The following is a 15540-nucleotide window of genomic DNA, read 5'->3' on the forward strand; positions in this document are numbered from 1 at the left end:
GCCCTCCGACTCCCGGCCGGGCTCTGACGCCGATGGACCGCGCCCCGGCGGCCCCGGCGGCGACGGTCCGCGAGGCGACGGCCCGCGCGGCGATGGATCTCGCGACGACGGCCCGGGCGACGGTCCGCGTGACGGCGGCCCCCGCGACGGCACGCGTGGGGACGGTCCGCGCGGCGGCGAGCCCGAGGGCTCGGGGACCGACCGGCCCGGCTCAGGCGACCGACCCGGCGTCGCCGATCAGCGCTCGCCGAAGCCCCCGGCGTCCGCCGATCACCAGGGCCGCGTGCCAGCCCCGCCTCAGCCCACATCCACCCACGTGGAGGGCTGACCCAGACGCAAGAGGCGTCGTCCACCCCCTTAGGACGGCGCCTCTTGCTTTTCCATCTGGTGGCACGCCCACCGCGCTCGCCAGCGAGCGTGTAGGAATAGGGGTATGGCTACCACTGCATTCAAGGGCAACCCCGTCAACACCGTCGGCGAGCTTCCGGCCGTCGGCGCCGCCGCGCCGTCCTACGACCTGGTGGGCGAGGGTCTCTCCGCGCTGACCTCCGACGACCGCGCCGGTCGCACCGTCCTCAACATCTTCCCGAGCGTCGACACCGGCATCTGCGCCGCGAGCGTGCGCAAGTTCAACGAGCTCGCCGCCGGCCTCGACAACACCATCGTGATCAACGTGAGCAAGGACCTCCCGTTCGCTCAGGCCCGCTTCTGCGGTGCCGAGGGCATCGAGAACGCCAAGGTCGGCTCCGCCTTCCGCGCCAGCTTCGGCGAGGACTTCGGTGTCACGATGACCGACGGTCCGCTGGCCGGCCTGCTGGCCCGCTCGGTCGTCGTCCTCGACGAGACCGGCAACGTCGTGCACGCGCAGCTGGTCCCCGAGATCACCACCGAGCCCGACTACGACGCCGCGATCGCCGCGCTTTCCTGACCTTCTTCACTCCGGGACGTCATACGGAGGGAGCGCCCGCTCCCTCGCTACGTATGACGTCCTGGCGATTTCAGGGGGTGGTGGAGACAGCCTGGGCGCGGCGCCGCTCACGCCACAGCCACCACAGGCCGACGATCGGCAGCACCAGCGGCACGTAGCCGTAGCCGGCGCCGAACTCCGACCAGACAGTGGCGTCGGGGAACAGCTCGTCGTCGAAGACCGTGAGCGCACCGACCACCAGCACGCCGGCCATCTCGATGCCGATCGCCGTCCAGGCGACGGCGGTGGCGCGCGGGCCGCTCCAGCGCAGCGCGATGGTGGCGATCAGGTAGACCACCGCGGCGAACGCGGAGAGCAGGTAGGCGAGCGGCGCCTCGTCGAACCTGGTGGCGATCTGCACGCCGCTGCGGGCGCCGGCGGCGACCGCGAAGACGGCGTAGACGGCGATCAGCAGCTGGCGGCCCGGGGAGCGCACCGCAGTCACCAGGTCTGCTGGAGTCGGATCACCAGCACGGCGGCGGCGAAGGCGGCCACCGCCACCACGAACAGGTGCGGGGGATCGACGACCACCTCGGCGTCCGGGTCCTCCGGGTCCGCCGGCGGGGTGTGCCGGGTGAGCAGCAGCACCGGGACGCCGACCGCGGCGATCGCGTAGCCGGCGTGGGTCATCCCCTCGTCGGCCTTGTGACCCTGCAGCAGGGTGATCACGTCGTAGAGGACGAAGAGGGCGATCAGGCCCTGGCAGCCCTTCATCGCCAGGCGAACCGCGGACTCCCAGCGCGCGAGCGCGGGGGCGGTGGCGGCGGCGATGGCCGCGAGGCCGACGGCGATCAGGACGCAGGCGAGGACGAGGGTCGGGATCCAGGGCACGAAGATCGAGAATACCTGGCGCATCTACGGTTCAATGTGGCGGTGAAGTCGATGCGCTGGTGGCCGATCGCGACCATCTTCGTGCTGTTGTTGATCAACCTTCCGCTGGGGCACTACGCCTGGACCAACCAGCGTCTCGACGCCGACGGTCTGAGGACGAACGCCGAGGTGGTCTCGGTCAAGGCGGTGCCGGAGAACGGCGACGACCAGAAGTTCTACGTCACCTGGCGCTTCGCCGACGCCGTCGACGACGGTGGCCAGGAGTTCACCAGCCAGGTGACCGCGGAGGCCTACCGCTCCGCGCAGCGCACCGACGTCCTGGAGGTGGAGTACCTGCCGGGGAAGGTCGGCTCCAACCGGCCGGTGGCGCGGCCGACCGGCAGCAGGATCGCCGTGGTGATCACCATCGCGGGCAATCTCACCGTGGTGGCGATGCTGGCGCTGATGTTCTGGGCGCGCCGGGCGACCCGGATCGAGGTGCTCGCCCTCACCGACGTGGTCCGCTGCAAGCCGCCGGAGTCGCTGACCGAGCTCGCGGACGACGAGGTGATCGTGCGCGGCGAGGTCGAGACGATCGCCGACGACCGGATCGTGCTGCGCTGCCAGGGCAAGCGGGTCACCGTGATCCTGGGCCAGTACGAGAACCCGATCGGCTACCAGCAGTTCGCCGAGGTCCGCGGACGCCGGATGCGCAGCTGAGCCCCTGGCTGCGGGCTACGGGGTGCCGGCATAGGCGGCGCGGATCTTCGCGCCGTCCAGCGGCACCTTGCTGGTGCTCAGCATCGCCTGCATGGCGCGTGCGGCGCCGGCCGGGTCGGGGCCCTGCAGGCACTCCATCAGCACGGTCGGCACCAGCTGCCAGGAGTAGCCGAAGCGGTCCTTGAGCCACCCGCACTCACTCGGCTCGCCCTTGTCGGCGATCAAGGCATGCCAGACCCGCTCCAGCTCGGCCTGATCGTCGAAGTCGATCTCAAGGGAGAACGACTCGTTGGGCACGAAGACCGAGCTGCCGTCGGCGTTCAGCCCGCCGTTGATGCCGACGAAGCGCATGCCGAGGATCTCCCACTCGGCGGTGACCGGCTGCTTCTCGCCGTCCGGGTTGGTGGGGCCCTCGCCGTAGGTCGAGAGCACCTTGCCGCCGAAGATGCCGGCGTAGAACTCGGCTGCCTGCACGGCCTCGTGGTCGAACCAGAGGTTGGGGATGATCCGTTGCATGGTCTGCTCCTAGGTCGGTTTCCAGAACAGACCAGGCAACGGCGCCCAACTCATCGCTACTCGGTGACCCGCTCCAAGTACTCCTTGCGTGCGGTGTCGTCGGTGCGGGTGAGGATCTGGTCGTCGATGCCGCTGAACTTGGCGAAGCGGCGCTTGACCCGCAGGGGCCAGAAGTCCTGCATCCGCAGCATCCGGCCCAATGAGCGCGGCACCACCAAGCGCGGCTCGGAGCGCGCCGACTCCAACGCCTCGGCGACGGCGGTGGCGACGTCCTCGGGCTCGATCATCGAGGCGATCTTCACGGTCCGGTCGGTGAACGGGACCGGGAACTGCGCGGTGGTGTCGAGGCCCGAGCACAGGTCGGTGTTGACCGCGCTCGGCAGCACCGTGGTGATCGCGACGCCGGAGCCCTCGAACTCGGCTGCCAGCGCCTCGCCGTACATCACCATCGCGGCCTTGGAGGCGTTGTAGGTGGCCAGGCCGGGCACCGGCACCAGGCCCATCGTGGAGGCCAGGTTGACCACGTGGCCGCGGCCGCGCGGCACCATCCGGGCCAGCGCCTTCTTGGTGCCGAACATCATCCCGATCACGTTGACCTCGAGCACCCGACGGGTGGTCGCGTCGGACTCCTCCAACAGTGAACCGGTTGGCATGATCCCGGCGTTGTTGACCAAGCCGTCCAATGGGCCGACCTCGGCCTCGACCTGCGCGAGGAACGCGTCGAAGGCATCGGGATCGGTGACGTCGAGCACTGCGGTGAGCGCCGCGCCGACCTCGGCACCGGCGCTCGCCAGCGCCGCGGCGTCGACGTCGGCCAGGGCGACCCGGGCCCCGCGCGCCACCAGCGTGCGGGCGATGCAGAGCCCGATGCCGCGCCCGGCACCGGTGATCGCGATGACCTGTCCGGTCAAGGTGCCCATCAGCGTGCTCCCATCTTCCTCAGCAGTCGCAGCTGCCCGTTCGAGATCTTGATGAACGCCGCCGAGGAGAGGAACGGCGGCACTCCGGCCGGCAGCAGGCGCTGGTTGGCGATGGTCTGCGGCTCGGTGTACTTGCGGATCCCGTCGGGGCCCTGACGCCGGCCCAGGCCGCTGTCGCCCATGCCGCCCATCGAGGCCTCGATCGAGCCGATCGCGGCGGCGAAGCCGTCGTTGATGTTGACCGAGCCTGCGCGGATGCCGCGCGCCATCGTGTCGGCGGCCTCCGTGTCGCGCGAGTAGACGCTCGCGGAGAGCCCGTAGTTGCCCTCGTTCGCCAGGGCCAGCGCCTCGTCGTCGGAGCCCGCGCGGTAGAGCGAGAGCACCGGACCGAAGGTCTCGTTGCCGTAGGCGGCCATCTGCGGGGTGACGCCCTCCAGCACCGTGGGCGCGTACGCGAACGGCCCGACCTCGGGGCGCGGCTCGCCGCCGGTGAGCACCGTGGCACCCGCCGCGACGGCGTCCTCGACGTGACGTGAGACGTTGGTGAGCTGCTTGGCCGAGACCAACGGGCCCAGGTCGCTGGAGTAGTCCCAGGCCTGGCCCAGGCGGAGCTTCTGCACCCGCTCGAGCAGGCGCTGCTTGAAGGTGTCGTAGATCGAGTCGGCGATGATCGCCCGCTCCACGTGCACGCACATCTGGCCGGAGTTCATGAACGCCGCCTCGGCGAGTCCGTTCACGGCGCGCTCCAGGTCAGCGTCCGCGCGCACCACCATCGGGTTCTTGCCGCCCAGCTCCAGGGAGCAGCCGATCAGCCGCTCGCCCGCGCGGGCCCCGATCAGCCGGCCGGTCGCCGTCGAGCCGGTGAAGCCGATGTAGTCGACGTTGTCGACCAGTGCCATGCCGACCACCGGACCGGGGCCGGCGACGACGCCGAAGACCTCCGCCGGCATCCCCGACTCGATCATCAGCTGGCGCGCCCAGAGCAGGGTGAGCGGCGTCTGGGCGTCCGGCTTGGCGACCACCGCGTTGCCGGCCAGCAGCGCCGGGATCGCGTCGGCGACCGAGAGGTAGAGCGGGAAGTTCCACGGCGAGATGATCCCGACGACGCCCTTCGGCACCCGCACCTCGACGGTCTTGGTGAGCCCCGGCATGAAGCCGCGCACCGAGCGGTCGGCGAGGTAGTGCGCCCCGCGGCGTGCGTAGTGCCGCGCGGTCGTGGCGACCATGTACACCTCGACCCATGCGCTCTGGCGGGTCTTGCCGACCTCCCACTGCATCAGGTCGAGCACCTCGTCCTGGCGGTCGACCAGCAGGTCGTGGAAGCGCAGGAAGATCTCGGCCCGCTCGGCGAAGCTGCGCCGTGCCCAGCCGGCCTGCGCGATCCGGGCCTGGCGCACGGCGTCCGCGACCTCGAGCTCGGTGCAGGTGGGCAGGGTGGTGATCGGAGTGCCGTCGAAGGGCGCGAAGTGCGTCTCCGGTCCGGCGGTGCCGGGGTGCAGTCCGGCGCTGATCTGGTCGAGCAGCGCACGGTCGACGTGCTGGGGTTCGCTGGGGGTGCTCATCGGTTCCTCCGGGTGATGCGGACCGGCAGTCCGTCCTTGGGCTTGGGGAGCGAGATCCGGTCGACCGGCATCTCGTAGTCGGCGGGCACGCTCCAGTCGAGGTCGAGCAGCATCTTGTGCAGCACCGACTTCACCTCCATGCCGCCGAAGAACATGCCGATGCACTTGTGCACGCCGGCGCCGAACGGGAGATAGGCGTGCCGGTGGATCTGGTCCTCGCGGCGCTCGGCGGAGAACCGCTCGGGGTCGAAGCGCTGCGGATCGGGCCAGAGCTCGGCGCGGGTGTGGATGTGCTGGATCGGCACACTGACCATGGTGCCCTTCGGCACGAAGTGGCCCAGCAGCTCGGTGTCGCGCACCGTCATCCGGGCCACCCCGGGCACCGGCGGGATCAGCCGCAGCGACTCCTTCATCACCAGGTCGAGCGAGGCGAGCTCGTCGATCTGGCTCAGGGTCGGGTTGGCACCCAGCGCCTCGGACTCGGCGCGGCAGCGCTCGCGCCACTCGGGGTGCTTGGCCAGGTAGTAGGCCATCACGCTGATCGTGGTGGTCGAGGTGTCGTGGGCGGCCATCAGCAGGAAGATCATGTGGTTCAGCACGTCGAGGTCGCTGAACTCCTCGCCGTTCTCGCCCCGGGCGTGACACAGCCCGTGCAGCAGCGTGTCGTCGTCCTGGTTGCGGGCGCGAGCGATCAGCGGGGTCAGGTACTCCTCGAGGCGGGCGCGCGCAGCCAGGCCCTTGGCCCAGCGCAGGCCGGGAACCGGGTACCGGACGACGGCGGTGCCGGCCCGCACGCAGGTCTCGAAGTCGTGCATCACCTGACGGGCCTCGGGACCGGTCTCCATGCCCATGAAGGTGCGCACCGCGATGTCCAGGCCAAGGTTGCGCACCAGCGGGCTGATCTTCGCGGTGCCCTCCGGCCAGGAGGCGATGGTCTCGTCGATGGTGGCCTGCAGCCCGGTGAGGTAGTTCTCCAGGCGGCTGCGCACGAAGGCCTGCTGCATGATCAGCCGGTGCGTGCGGTGCTCGTCGCCGTCGAGCAGCATCAGGCCGCGCTCGAAGAAGGGGCCGATGAAGAAGCTCCAGCCCGGGCCGGAGGCGAACGCCTTGTCCTTGTTGAGCAGGACGGCGCCCGCTGCGTCGGGGTGGGCGGCGGCAACGAAGGTCTGGTTGAGCGCGCGCGAGAAGTAGACGCCGCCGTACTTGGCGTAGAAGGAGTCATCGGTCATCCAGCGGCCGGTGGCCATGTCCAGGGTGCGTCCGATGAACGGCAGTCCGGCCTCGCCGGGGATCGGGCTGAGCCCGGCCTCCCGTGCCTCGTGCACTGCGAGCAAACCCATCGCGGGCCTCCTGAGTCGGCGGTGATTGTGATCTCGATCTCGCTCTTGTGACTGACCGTAAAAGTGATAACGTTCGTTGTCAATAAGCCTTCTTGAGTCGGACGATCGGGACGGATGCGATGGCGGACGTGGTGGCGGGTGGACGCTCCTATGCAGGGCAGTCGCGTGCCGAGCGACAGGCCGCGCGACGCGCGAGCCTGATCGAGGCGGGCCTCGACGTGCTGGCGGAGCAGGGGCTCACCGGCATCGGCGTGCGGGCGATCTGTGCCCGCGCGGGGCTCACCGCGCGCTACTTCTACGAGTCGTTCCCGAGCCTCGATGACCTGCTCGTCGCGCTCTGCGAGAGCGTCGGCACCGAGATCGTGGACGCCGGACTGCGCGGCCTGCGCGAGGCCCCGGACGATTGGGCGGCCCGCGTCGAGGCCTGCATCGCGGGCGCGTTCGACGTCGTCCTGGACGATCCGCGCAAGGCCTGCGTGGTCGCCGTCGGCGCTGGGCATGCCGGGATGAACGCCACCCGCCAGCGGATGCTGCTCGACTACGCCGACCTGGTGATCAGCCAGTTCGACCTGATCGTGCCGACGCTGGCCGGCACCCTCTCGCGCCCGACCGCGCTCTTCCTGGTCGGCGGAGCGGTGGAGCTGGTGACCGCGCGGATCACCGGCCAGCTCGAGATCGACCGCGACCGGCTGGTGGCCGAGACCACCGGCGTCTTCCTGGCAGCGATGGGGGCACACGCATGACGCAGACGACCGAGTCCATCGAGCTCGGGCCCGACTCGATCCTGGGGCGGCTCGCCGCCGACCCGCGGATCGGCTTCACCGGCTTCTCGGCCGGGGTGCTGCAGCTGATGCACCCCGCCGTCAGCGCCGGCGTGCTCGACCACTCGGCCTTCTTCTCCGATCCGTTCGACCGGATCTACCGCTCGATCCCGCGGATCGTGAACTCGATCGTGGCGCCGGACAGCCGCGAGCGGGCGGCGAAGGTGCGCGAGTACCACCGCGACATCAAGGGCACCGACGCGCACGGCAACCGGTACCACGCGCTCGACCCCGACGTGTACTGGTGGACCCACATGACCTTCGTCTGGGCGTTCCTGTCGGCTGCCGACCGGTTCCACCCGCACCCGCCGACCGGTGCCGAGCGCGAGCGCTACTACGCCGAGTCGCTGGAGTGGTGGTCGCGCTACGGGCTCTCGATGCGCCCGGCGCAGCCCGACCTGGCCTCCTTCGAGGCCGACTTCGACCGGGTCTGCCGCGAGGATCTCGAGTGGACCAAGGCCGCGCGGCTCTCGATGAAGGTGCAGAAGATCGAGGTCGCCGGGATGTCGCCGCAGATGAACCGGCTGCTCTCGATCCCCGGCGCGCCGCTGGTGCGCCTGGTGCTGACCGGTGGCCTGCCCGAGCTGGTGCGGGAGCGCTTCGACATCGAGTGGTCGCGCCTCGACCGACTCTCCTACGACGCGCTGGCCCTCTCGGTGCGCACCGGCGGCCGCTTCGTCTCCGACGACGCCGCCACCGCCTACGGCCGTCGCCTGATGAACAAGCTGGAACGCACCACCACCCTCGTCAAGGAGTAGCTCAATGTGACCTCAGCGCGCAGTTTCGGCAGAAATTGCAGCGCTGAGGTCACATTGGGTGAGCACGGGGAGGGTCTCGTAGCCGCGGAGGATCCGGGTGCTGCGACGCTCGGCACCGGGGCGCACCGTCAGGTCGGGGAAGCGCTCGTAGAGCTTGCGCAACGCGGTCTGGGCCTCCAGCCGGGCCAGGCCGGCACCGATGCAGAAGTGGATGCCTGAGGAGAACGAGAGGTGGGCGTCCGCGTTGGGCCGGGTGACGTCGAAGCGGTGCGGGTCGTCGAAGACGGCGGGGTCGCGGTTGGCGCCGGCCAGGACCACCACCACGCCCTGGCCGGTGGCCACCGGCTCACCGCAGACCTCGGTGTCCACGTAGGCCTGCCGCAGCGTCGACTGCACCGGCGGGTCGAAGCGCAGCACCTCCTCGACCGCGTTCGCCCATCCGCTCGGGTCGGCGATCAGCGCATCGCGCTGGTCGGGGTGCTGGTCCAGCAGCGCGACCGCGTTGCCGATCAGGTTCACCGTGGTCTCGAAGCCGGCGCCGAGCAGCAGCAGCGCCAGCGTGCGCAGCTCGGTGTGGTCCAGGTTGTCGCTGTCGCTGCTGGTCACCAGGCTGCTCAGGACGTCGTCGCCCGGGGTGCGGCGCAACTGCTCCAGGTGGCCGTCGAACCACGAGTGCAGCTCGGCGACCGCGGCCTCGGCGTCCTTGAAGACCGACCAGGAGAGGCCGGGATCGAGCAGCACCGCGGCCCGGTTGCCCAGGCCGAGCAGCCGGGCGTGGTCGCGCTCCGCGATGCCCAGGACGTCGGCGATCACCGCGAGCGGGAGCCACGCCGCATAGTCGGCGATCAGGTCGACGGTTCCGGTGCGCTGAGCGAGGTCGTCGAGCAGACGGTCCGCCACCTCGTCGACCCGCTCGGACAACCGCGTCACCGCGCGGGCGGTGAAGGCCCGCGACACCTGGCGCCGGATCCGGGCATGGTCCGGAGGGTCGGTGGCCAGCAAGGACGGCGGATCCAACGGCCCGGCCGGCGTGCCCTTGCTCAGCAGCTCCATCACCTTGCGCCCGCCGACCGGCAGCTCCCCATGGCCTCCGGCCACGCCGAAGTCGTCACTGCGCAGGATCGCGTTGGCGACGTCGTGCCGCGCGGTCGAGGCCAGCAGCGCGCCCCGGTGCACCGGCCCGCTGGCCCGGATCGCGTCGATCGTGGCGCTCGGGTTCGCCGCCACGGCGTCGTCCATCAGCAGCATCGGCAGCAGCTCACCGCGCTTGGCGCGGGCGCGCAGCAGCGCCCGTCCCGACGCGTGCTTGGTCAACCAGCGGCCGTAGGTCTGGGCGGTCTCAAGGCGTGGCATCGGTCCTCCTGGGGTGGCTGACCGCGACGCTACGGCGCCATGCCCGTCGTCGGCATCGTGCGTGGGTCTGCAATCGGCCTCCTACCAGAGTAGGAGTCCGCGGCCTTCCGCAGATGGACGCGCGGGCGGCCCACCGCGCCCTACGCTGAGTCCCATGTGGGCAGGAGTGGCACGTGGCGCGCGCCGGTGGCGCGACACCGTGGAGTCCACCAGCCTGGCCCGCGGCCTCTTCTATCCATGGTGGATCGCGGTCTCCTGCGCGGTGCTGACCACGAACGCAGCCCTGTTGGGGGTGATCCAGCGCGGTGCGTTCGCCGACGGCGACCTGCTGGTGCTGGCGCCGCTCGTGGTCCTGGCGCCGTACCTGATCCAGTTCTCCACCACCCGCTGGCTGCCGTGGTGGGCGACGCTGGCCGCGGTCGCGGTGGGGATCGCCTGGATCCTCACCGAACCGCGCGAGGGTCCCTACGACCTGGCGCCGGCGGCGCTCGCCTTCGCGGTCGCCGGGGTGACGGCGACCGACGGCCTGCGGGTCGGCGTCATCGGCTGCCTGGCCACCTTCACGATCCTGGTGCTCAGCCTGCCGTGGGAGATCGGGCTGGTGGTCTACTCGCTGGAGGCCCTGGTCGGCTTCCTGGTCGGCGCGATGCTGCGCTGGCAGATGCGGGCGCTGCTGGCCGAACACGCAGCCAGGGAAGAGGATCGGGCCCGCAGCGCGCTCGCCGAACGCCAGCGGATCGCGCGCGAGATCCACGACCTGGTCGCGCACTCGCTCAGCGTCACCATGCTGCACATCACCGGCGCCCGCCGGGTGCTCAGCGACCCCGAGCCGGACGTGGACGACGCGATCGCCGCGCTGCGTGACGCCGAGCGGATCGGACGCGAGGCGATGCAGGAGATCCGGCGCACCGTCGGGCTGCTCGGCCACGACGGCGACGAGGCCGTCGCCGATCCGCTGCCCACTGCCACCGACCTCCCGGCGTTGATCGCAGGCTTCGCCGCAGCCGGCGTGCCGCTCACCGTCGTCAGCCACGGCGACCTGAGCGGCCTGGACGGTGCCGCCGGGCTCGGCGTCTACCGGATCGTGCAGGAGTCGATCACCAATGCGGTGCGGCACGCACCGGGACGTGAGGTGGCGGTGGCGATCGACGCGGCCGGAGCCCAGGTCCGGGTCGAGGTGCGCAATCGCCTTCCCCAGCAGGAGATCGAGGGCTTCGGCGGCGCGGGTGGTGCCGGCGTCCGGGGGATGCAGGCCCGGGCGCAGCAGATGGCCGCACGGCTCTCGGTCGGCGAGCGGGACGGCTGGTGGGTGGTCGAGCTGGCCGTTCCGGGCACGGCCGGCGTGCAGCCCGAGGTGGTGTCGTGAGCGCTGCGATGAGGCGGGTGCTGCTGGTCGACGACCAGGACCTGGTCCGCTCCGGGCTGCGCCGCATCCTGCGCCCCCGCGACGGATTCGAGGTCGTCGCCGAGTGCGTCGACGGCGATCAGGTGCTGGACGCGCTCGCGGAGCATGAGGTCGACGTGCTGGTGCTGGACCTGCGGATGAAGAGGGTCAGTGGGATCGAGGTGCTGCGTCTGCTCGCCGACCGGCCCGAGGCGCCGCCCGCGCTGGTGCTCACCACCTTCGACGACGACGAGCTGCTCTCCGCCGCGTTGCGGGCCGGGGCGGCGGGCTTCATGCTCAAGGACTCGCCGGCCGAGGACCTGATCCGTGGGGTCGAGGTGGTCGCTGCTGGCGGCTCGTGGCTCGATCCGCTGGTCACCGGCCGGGTGCTGGCCGCCTACCGCGACGCGCCCCGTGCTGCCGCCACCGCCAGCGCCGAGCAGGAGCTGCTGACCACCCGCGAGCGCGAGGTGCTGGTCGCGGTGGCCCGCGGACGCAGCAACTCCGAGATCGCCGTCGAGCTGGTGATCAGCGAGCTCACCGTGAAGAGCCACGTCGGCCGGATCTTCGCCAAGCTGGGGTTGCGGGACCGCTCCGCGGTGATCGTCTGGGCCTACGACCACGGGCTGGTGCGACCGGGCGGCTGAGGCCCTACTGCGCGAACCTGCCACGGAAGAAGACCAACGGCTCGCCGCCGACCGCCGCCTCCAGCTCGAGCACCTGGCCGACCACCACGTCATGGTCGCCCGCCACGTGCACGTCGACGACCTCGCAATGGGCACGCATCAGCACACCGGGCAGTGACGGCGTGCGCCAGCGGGAGAGCCGCCAGTCCAGTCCCTCGAAGCGCAGACCGTCGGCGGAGCCGAAGCGCGCACAGGTGTCGGCCTGCTTCGCCCCGAGCACGTTGACGGCGAACCGGCCGTGCTCGCGCATCCGCGGCCAGCTGCGCCCGCGGTGATCGGCGCAGAAGAGCACCAAGGGCGGCTCCAGGGAGACCGACGCGAACGACTGGCAGGCGAAGCCGACCGGTGTCTCGCCGTCGAGGCCGGTGATCACCGTGACGCCGGTCGCGAACGCGCCCATCGCGCCGCGCATCCGCGCCGGCGTCACGGTCGCCGGCTCGGTCTCGGGTTCGGTGAGGGTCATCGACGCTGCCTCCAAGGACGGGAGATGCGGGCAGGAACGGTGGGCGAATCTAGGTCTGGGCCCGCCGATCGCCGAGCCGATCTCCCGGCCAGCGGACCCTTTTCCGCGTGCCGAGCGGTGCAAGCAGAAAGTCTCCCGCGCAGCGGGAGACTTCCTTCGTCGTCGGGCCGGCCGCTCCCTACGGTCCGGGTGATGCACGTCACCCCGAGCCCTGGAGACCCACGGATGTCCTTGACCTACGAGTCGACCGCACAAGCACCTACTGCCACCGACGGCCTGCACTACCACGTCGCAGGCGACGGCCCGAGCCTGATCATGTTGCACGGCTCCGGCCCCGGGGTGAGCGGTTGGTCGAACTTCGGCAAGAACCTGCCGGTCTTCGCCGAGCACTTCCGCACCTACATCTTCGACATGCCCGGCTTCGGCGTCAGCCCCGACCAGGAGTGGACGCGGCCCTACCCCGAGCATGCCGCGGAGGCGCTGGTGCGGGCGATGGACGACCTCGGCATCGAGAAGGCGCACGTGATCGGCAACTCGATGGGCGGCTGGGTGACCCTCACCGCAGCGTTGCTCGCTCCGGAGCGCTTCGACCGGTTGGCCCTGATGGGACCGGGCGGCCTCTACTCCGAGGTCTTCGGCCCGCCCCAGTCCGAGGGCGCGCGCCGGCTCTTCGAGTACGTGAGCGCTCCGTCGCGTGAGGGCATGGTGCGCTGGATCGAGTCGATGGTCCACGACCCCGCGATGGTCACCGACGAGCTCGTCGAGGAGCGCTCGGCGATGGCCGAGGCACCCGGTGCCATCGACCGGATGCGCGGCATCCTCGGCTCGCTCGGCAACCCCACCGACCAGCTGCCGTTGCCGATGCGCCTGGCCCAGGTCACCCACCCGAGCCTGGTGATCTGGGGCCGCGACGACCGTATGCTGCCGCTCGAAGGCGCCTTCTACGGCACCCGGCGGATGCCGCGCGCCGACCTGCTCGCCCTCTCCGACTGCGGCCACTGGGCCCAGGTCGAGCGCAAGCACGACTTCGAGCAGGCGTGCATCGACTTCTTCACCCGCTGAGCCCGTTCGTCCGCCCTGCCCAGGCGGACACGTCGTCCTGGAGGACCCCATGCCCGAACACGTTGTGCTGTCCCGCATCGCCGCCGCTGCCGATCAGATCCGCGCGGAGGAGGAGACCTCGATCTCCGAGCGGCGGCTGTCGGAGAACCTGACCAAGATCCTGCGCGACTCCGGCGTGATGCGCCTGGTGCAGCCTGCCCGCTACGGCGGCTACGAGGCCGACCCGCGGATCTTCAACCAGGCCATGTACGAGATCGCCCGGCTCTCCAGCGCCGCAGGCTGGGTGACCGGCGTCGTCGGGATCCACTCCTGGCACCTCGGTCTCTACGACGACCGCGCGCAGCAGGAGGTCTGGGGCGACGACCCGGACACCTGGATCTGCTCCTCCTACGGACCGGCCGGCACCGCGACGAAGGTCGACGGCGGCTACCGGCTCACCGGCCGCTGGAGCTTCTCCTCGGGCAGCCCGCAGAGCTCGTGGACCTTCGTCGGCGGAATGACCGACGAGGGAGACGGCGGTGGCCCGACCTACCGGCACTTCCTGCTCCCGCTTGCCGACTACCGGATGGAGGACGTCTGGGACACCAACGGCCTGACCGGCACCGGCAGCAACGACATCGTGGTGGAGGACGCCTTCGTCCCGGACTACCGCTCGATGGACACCGAGGACCTCTACCGCCTCGACTGCCCCGGCCGCCAGGTCAACACCGGCGAGCTCTTCTCCATCCCCTGGTACACGATCTTCCTCAACGCGGTCGTGGTGCCGCTGGTCGGGATGGCGCGGCGCACCTACGAGGAGGCGATCGAGCCGCTGCGCGAGCGCCGTGCCGCGACGCCGGGATGGAGCCCGCTGCCGGCCACCCACCTCCGCCTGGCCGAGGCGGAGGCCGAGATCGACACCGCGATGCTGATCCTCAACCACAACCTCGGCACCGTGGTGGAGACCATCGCCGCGGGCGACGAGGTCTCCATGCAGCTGCGGCACCGGGCCAAGCGCGACCACATCATGGCGGTCAACCTGGCCGTCAGCGCCGCCGACAAGGCCTACCTGAGCGGTGGCCCCCGCTCGATCAAGACGGCGAGCGCGCTGCAGCGGGTCTGGCGCGACGTGCATGCCGGTCAGCACCACGCGATGAACGTGCCGGACCTGATCCTGCCGCAGGTCGGTGACTGGCTCACCGGCGACGTCGTCAGCTACCCCGTCTGAGCCGCACCCGCTACCTGTTCCAGGAGGAACGATGCCCATTCTCTCCCTCGGCTACATCCGTCTCGACATCGCCGACGCCGGCCGATGGCAGCCCTTCATGCGTGACTTCCTCGGCCTGATGGAGGTCGACGGCAGCACGCCCGGCGCGCTCAGCTACCGGATCGACGAGTACCCGGCCCGCTTCGTGCTCAGTCCGTCCGACACCCCGCAGCTGGGTGCCGTCGGCTGGGAGGTGCTGGATCGCCACGACATGGCCGAGCTCGCCGCCAAGGTCGAGAAGTACGGGATCGAGGTGCAGACCGGAACGCCCGAGGAGTGCAGGCTCCGGGCGGTCAGCGGGTTCGTCCGCTTCGAGGACCCGAGCGGTAACCCGAACGAGCTCTTCTGGGGCCCCGTCTACGACCACCAGCCGGTGCACACCCCCAAGGTCTCCAAGTTCGTCACCGGGGACCAGGGCCTGGGGCACGTGATCTTCAGCGTGCTGGACTCCGAGGTCGCCTACGACTTCTACTGCGGGGTCCTCGGCTTCGAGGAGCGCAACGTGCTGGACATCCCCGGGCTCGATGGTCGCTACTACTTCCTCGGTTGCAACCCGCGCCAGCACTCGCTCGGCCTGGCACCCGGTGCCGCGCCCGGCCTCAACCACTTCATGGTCGAGGCCGCCACCTTGGACGACGTCGGGCTCGGTCTGGACCGCGCGCACGACATGGGCGTGCCGATGATGCAGAGCCTGGGCCGCCACACCAACGACCGGATGGTGTCGTTCTACGTCTACTCGCCGGAGGGACACCACGTGGAGCTGGGCTTCGACGGTGAGCGCGTCGAGGGCCGGCAACCGGTCTACGGCATCACCGAGGGCGCCTTCTGGGGGCACCGGTTCACCCCGCCCCCGGAGGCCTGATCAGGCAAGCCGTCGATCTCGGGAAAGGCGTTCCGGCAAGGGTGCCGGGCGTCCGCACCACACCTCTCGG

General features: G+C 70.7%; 17 protein-coding genes. 9 read left to right on the top strand and 8 right to left on the bottom strand.

The window, feature by feature from the left end; all coding sequences use genetic code 11:
• The first annotated feature begins 433 nt into the window (after window positions 1–433).
• Window positions 434–928 (top strand): thiol peroxidase, encoded by a 495-nt coding sequence (tpx, locus tag ABD151_RS09875; protein WP_343993807.1) that lies wholly within the window; start codon window positions 434–436, stop codon window positions 926–928.
• Window positions 929–998: 70 nt separating this feature from the next.
• On the opposite strand, the gene ABD151_RS09880 is transcribed toward tpx, so the two are convergent.
• Together ABD151_RS09880 and ABD151_RS09885 are read right to left on the bottom strand one after the other, a co-directional pair.
• Entirely contained in the window at window positions 999–1412 is a 414-nt protein-coding gene (locus ABD151_RS09880) for a hypothetical protein (protein ID WP_343993809.1), read from the bottom strand.
• Complete coding sequence (locus ABD151_RS09885; protein WP_343993811.1) at window positions 1409–1822, bottom strand: hypothetical protein; 414 nt, start codon at window positions 1820–1822, stop codon at window positions 1409–1411. Before ABD151_RS09885 ends, ABD151_RS09880 begins: the two co-directional genes overlap by 4 nt.
• Before the next feature lie 18 nt (window positions 1823–1840).
• Here ABD151_RS09885 and ABD151_RS09890 point away from each other — a divergent pair, with 18 nt between their 5' ends.
• On the top strand, window positions 1841–2497 hold the full coding sequence (locus tag ABD151_RS09890) for a hypothetical protein (RefSeq protein ID WP_343993813.1): 657 nt from the start codon (window positions 1841–1843) through the stop codon (window positions 2495–2497).
• Window positions 2498–2512: 15 nt separating this feature from the next.
• On the opposite strand, the gene ABD151_RS09895 is transcribed toward ABD151_RS09890, so the two are convergent.
• The 4 genes from ABD151_RS09895 to ABD151_RS09910 are packed head-to-tail and all read right to left on the bottom strand — an operon-like array spanning window position 2513 to window position 6835.
• Window positions 2513–3013 carry a VOC family protein gene (locus tag ABD151_RS09895; protein WP_343993815.1) on the bottom strand — a complete coding sequence of 167 codons (501 nt, stop codon included), beginning with the start codon at window positions 3011–3013 and terminating at the stop codon, window positions 2513–2515.
• 56 nt (window positions 3014–3069) lie between these two features.
• The gene (locus ABD151_RS09900; protein ID WP_343993817.1) at window positions 3070–3933 is read right to left on the bottom strand and encodes an SDR family NAD(P)-dependent oxidoreductase; all 864 of its coding nucleotides are present in this window, start codon (window positions 3931–3933) and stop codon (window positions 3070–3072) included.
• Complete coding sequence (locus tag ABD151_RS09905) at window positions 3933–5495, bottom strand: succinic semialdehyde dehydrogenase (RefSeq protein WP_343993819.1); 1563 nt, start codon at window positions 5493–5495, stop codon at window positions 3933–3935. The genes ABD151_RS09900 and ABD151_RS09905 overlap by 1 nt, the downstream gene beginning before the upstream one ends.
• Window positions 5492–6835, bottom strand: a complete 1344-nt coding sequence (locus tag ABD151_RS09910; protein ID WP_343993820.1) for a cytochrome P450 — start codon at window positions 6833–6835, stop codon at window positions 5492–5494. The genes ABD151_RS09905 and ABD151_RS09910 overlap by 4 nt, the downstream gene beginning before the upstream one ends.
• Window positions 6836–6927: 92 nt before the next feature.
• On the opposite strand from ABD151_RS09910, the gene ABD151_RS09915 reads away from it, so the two are divergent.
• Window positions 6928–7578, top strand: coding sequence for a TetR/AcrR family transcriptional regulator (locus tag ABD151_RS09915; protein WP_343993822.1), 651 nt, complete (start codon window positions 6928–6930; stop codon window positions 7576–7578).
• Complete coding sequence (locus ABD151_RS09920) at window positions 7575–8414, top strand: oxygenase MpaB family protein (RefSeq protein WP_343993824.1); 840 nt, start codon at window positions 7575–7577, stop codon at window positions 8412–8414. Before ABD151_RS09915 ends, ABD151_RS09920 begins: the two co-directional genes overlap by 4 nt.
• Window positions 8415–8426: 12 nt before the next feature.
• Here ABD151_RS09920 and ABD151_RS09925 read toward each other — a convergent pair whose 3' ends face one another.
• On the bottom strand, window positions 8427–9767 hold the full coding sequence (locus ABD151_RS09925) for a cytochrome P450 (protein WP_343993826.1): 1341 nt from the start codon (window positions 9765–9767) through the stop codon (window positions 8427–8429).
• A gap of 154 nt (window positions 9768–9921) precedes the next feature.
• Here ABD151_RS09925 and ABD151_RS09930 point away from each other — a divergent pair, with 154 nt between their 5' ends.
• Both ABD151_RS09930 and ABD151_RS09935 read left to right on the top strand, forming a co-directional pair.
• Window positions 9922–11133, top strand: coding sequence for a sensor histidine kinase (locus tag ABD151_RS09930; RefSeq protein WP_343993828.1), 1212 nt, complete (start codon window positions 9922–9924; stop codon window positions 11131–11133).
• Window positions 11130–11798 carry a response regulator gene (locus tag ABD151_RS09935; protein ID WP_343993830.1) on the top strand — a complete coding sequence of 223 codons (669 nt, stop codon included), beginning with the start codon at window positions 11130–11132 and terminating at the stop codon, window positions 11796–11798. The genes ABD151_RS09930 and ABD151_RS09935 overlap by 4 nt, the downstream gene beginning before the upstream one ends.
• Before the next feature lie 4 nt (window positions 11799–11802).
• On the opposite strand, the gene ABD151_RS09940 is transcribed toward ABD151_RS09935, so the two are convergent.
• On the bottom strand, window positions 11803–12300 hold the full coding sequence (locus tag ABD151_RS09940; protein ID WP_343993832.1) for a flavin reductase family protein: 498 nt from the start codon (window positions 12298–12300) through the stop codon (window positions 11803–11805).
• Between the two features lie 225 nt (window positions 12301–12525).
• Here ABD151_RS09940 and ABD151_RS09945 point away from each other — a divergent pair, with 225 nt between their 5' ends.
• Genes ABD151_RS09945 through ABD151_RS09955 form a run of 3 tightly spaced genes read left to right on the top strand, consistent with a single transcriptional unit; the run spans window position 12526 to window position 15470 of the window.
• On the top strand, window positions 12526–13362 hold the full coding sequence (locus tag ABD151_RS09945) for an alpha/beta fold hydrolase (protein ID WP_343993834.1): 837 nt from the start codon (window positions 12526–12528) through the stop codon (window positions 13360–13362).
• Window positions 13363–13411: 49 nt separating this feature from the next.
• Window positions 13412–14569: an acyl-CoA dehydrogenase family protein gene (locus ABD151_RS09950; RefSeq protein ID WP_343993836.1), complete on the top strand. Its 1158-nt coding sequence runs from the start codon at window positions 13412–13414 to the stop codon at window positions 14567–14569.
• A gap of 31 nt (window positions 14570–14600) precedes the next feature.
• The gene (locus tag ABD151_RS09955) at window positions 14601–15470 is read left to right on the top strand and encodes a VOC family protein (RefSeq protein WP_343993838.1); all 870 of its coding nucleotides are present in this window, start codon (window positions 14601–14603) and stop codon (window positions 15468–15470) included.
• Window positions 15471–15540: the final 70 nt, after the last annotated feature.

The sequence above is a fragment of the Nocardioides dubius genome (assembly GCF_039528155.1).
Lineage (GTDB): Bacteria > Actinomycetota > Actinomycetes > Propionibacteriales > Nocardioidaceae > Nocardioides > Nocardioides dubius.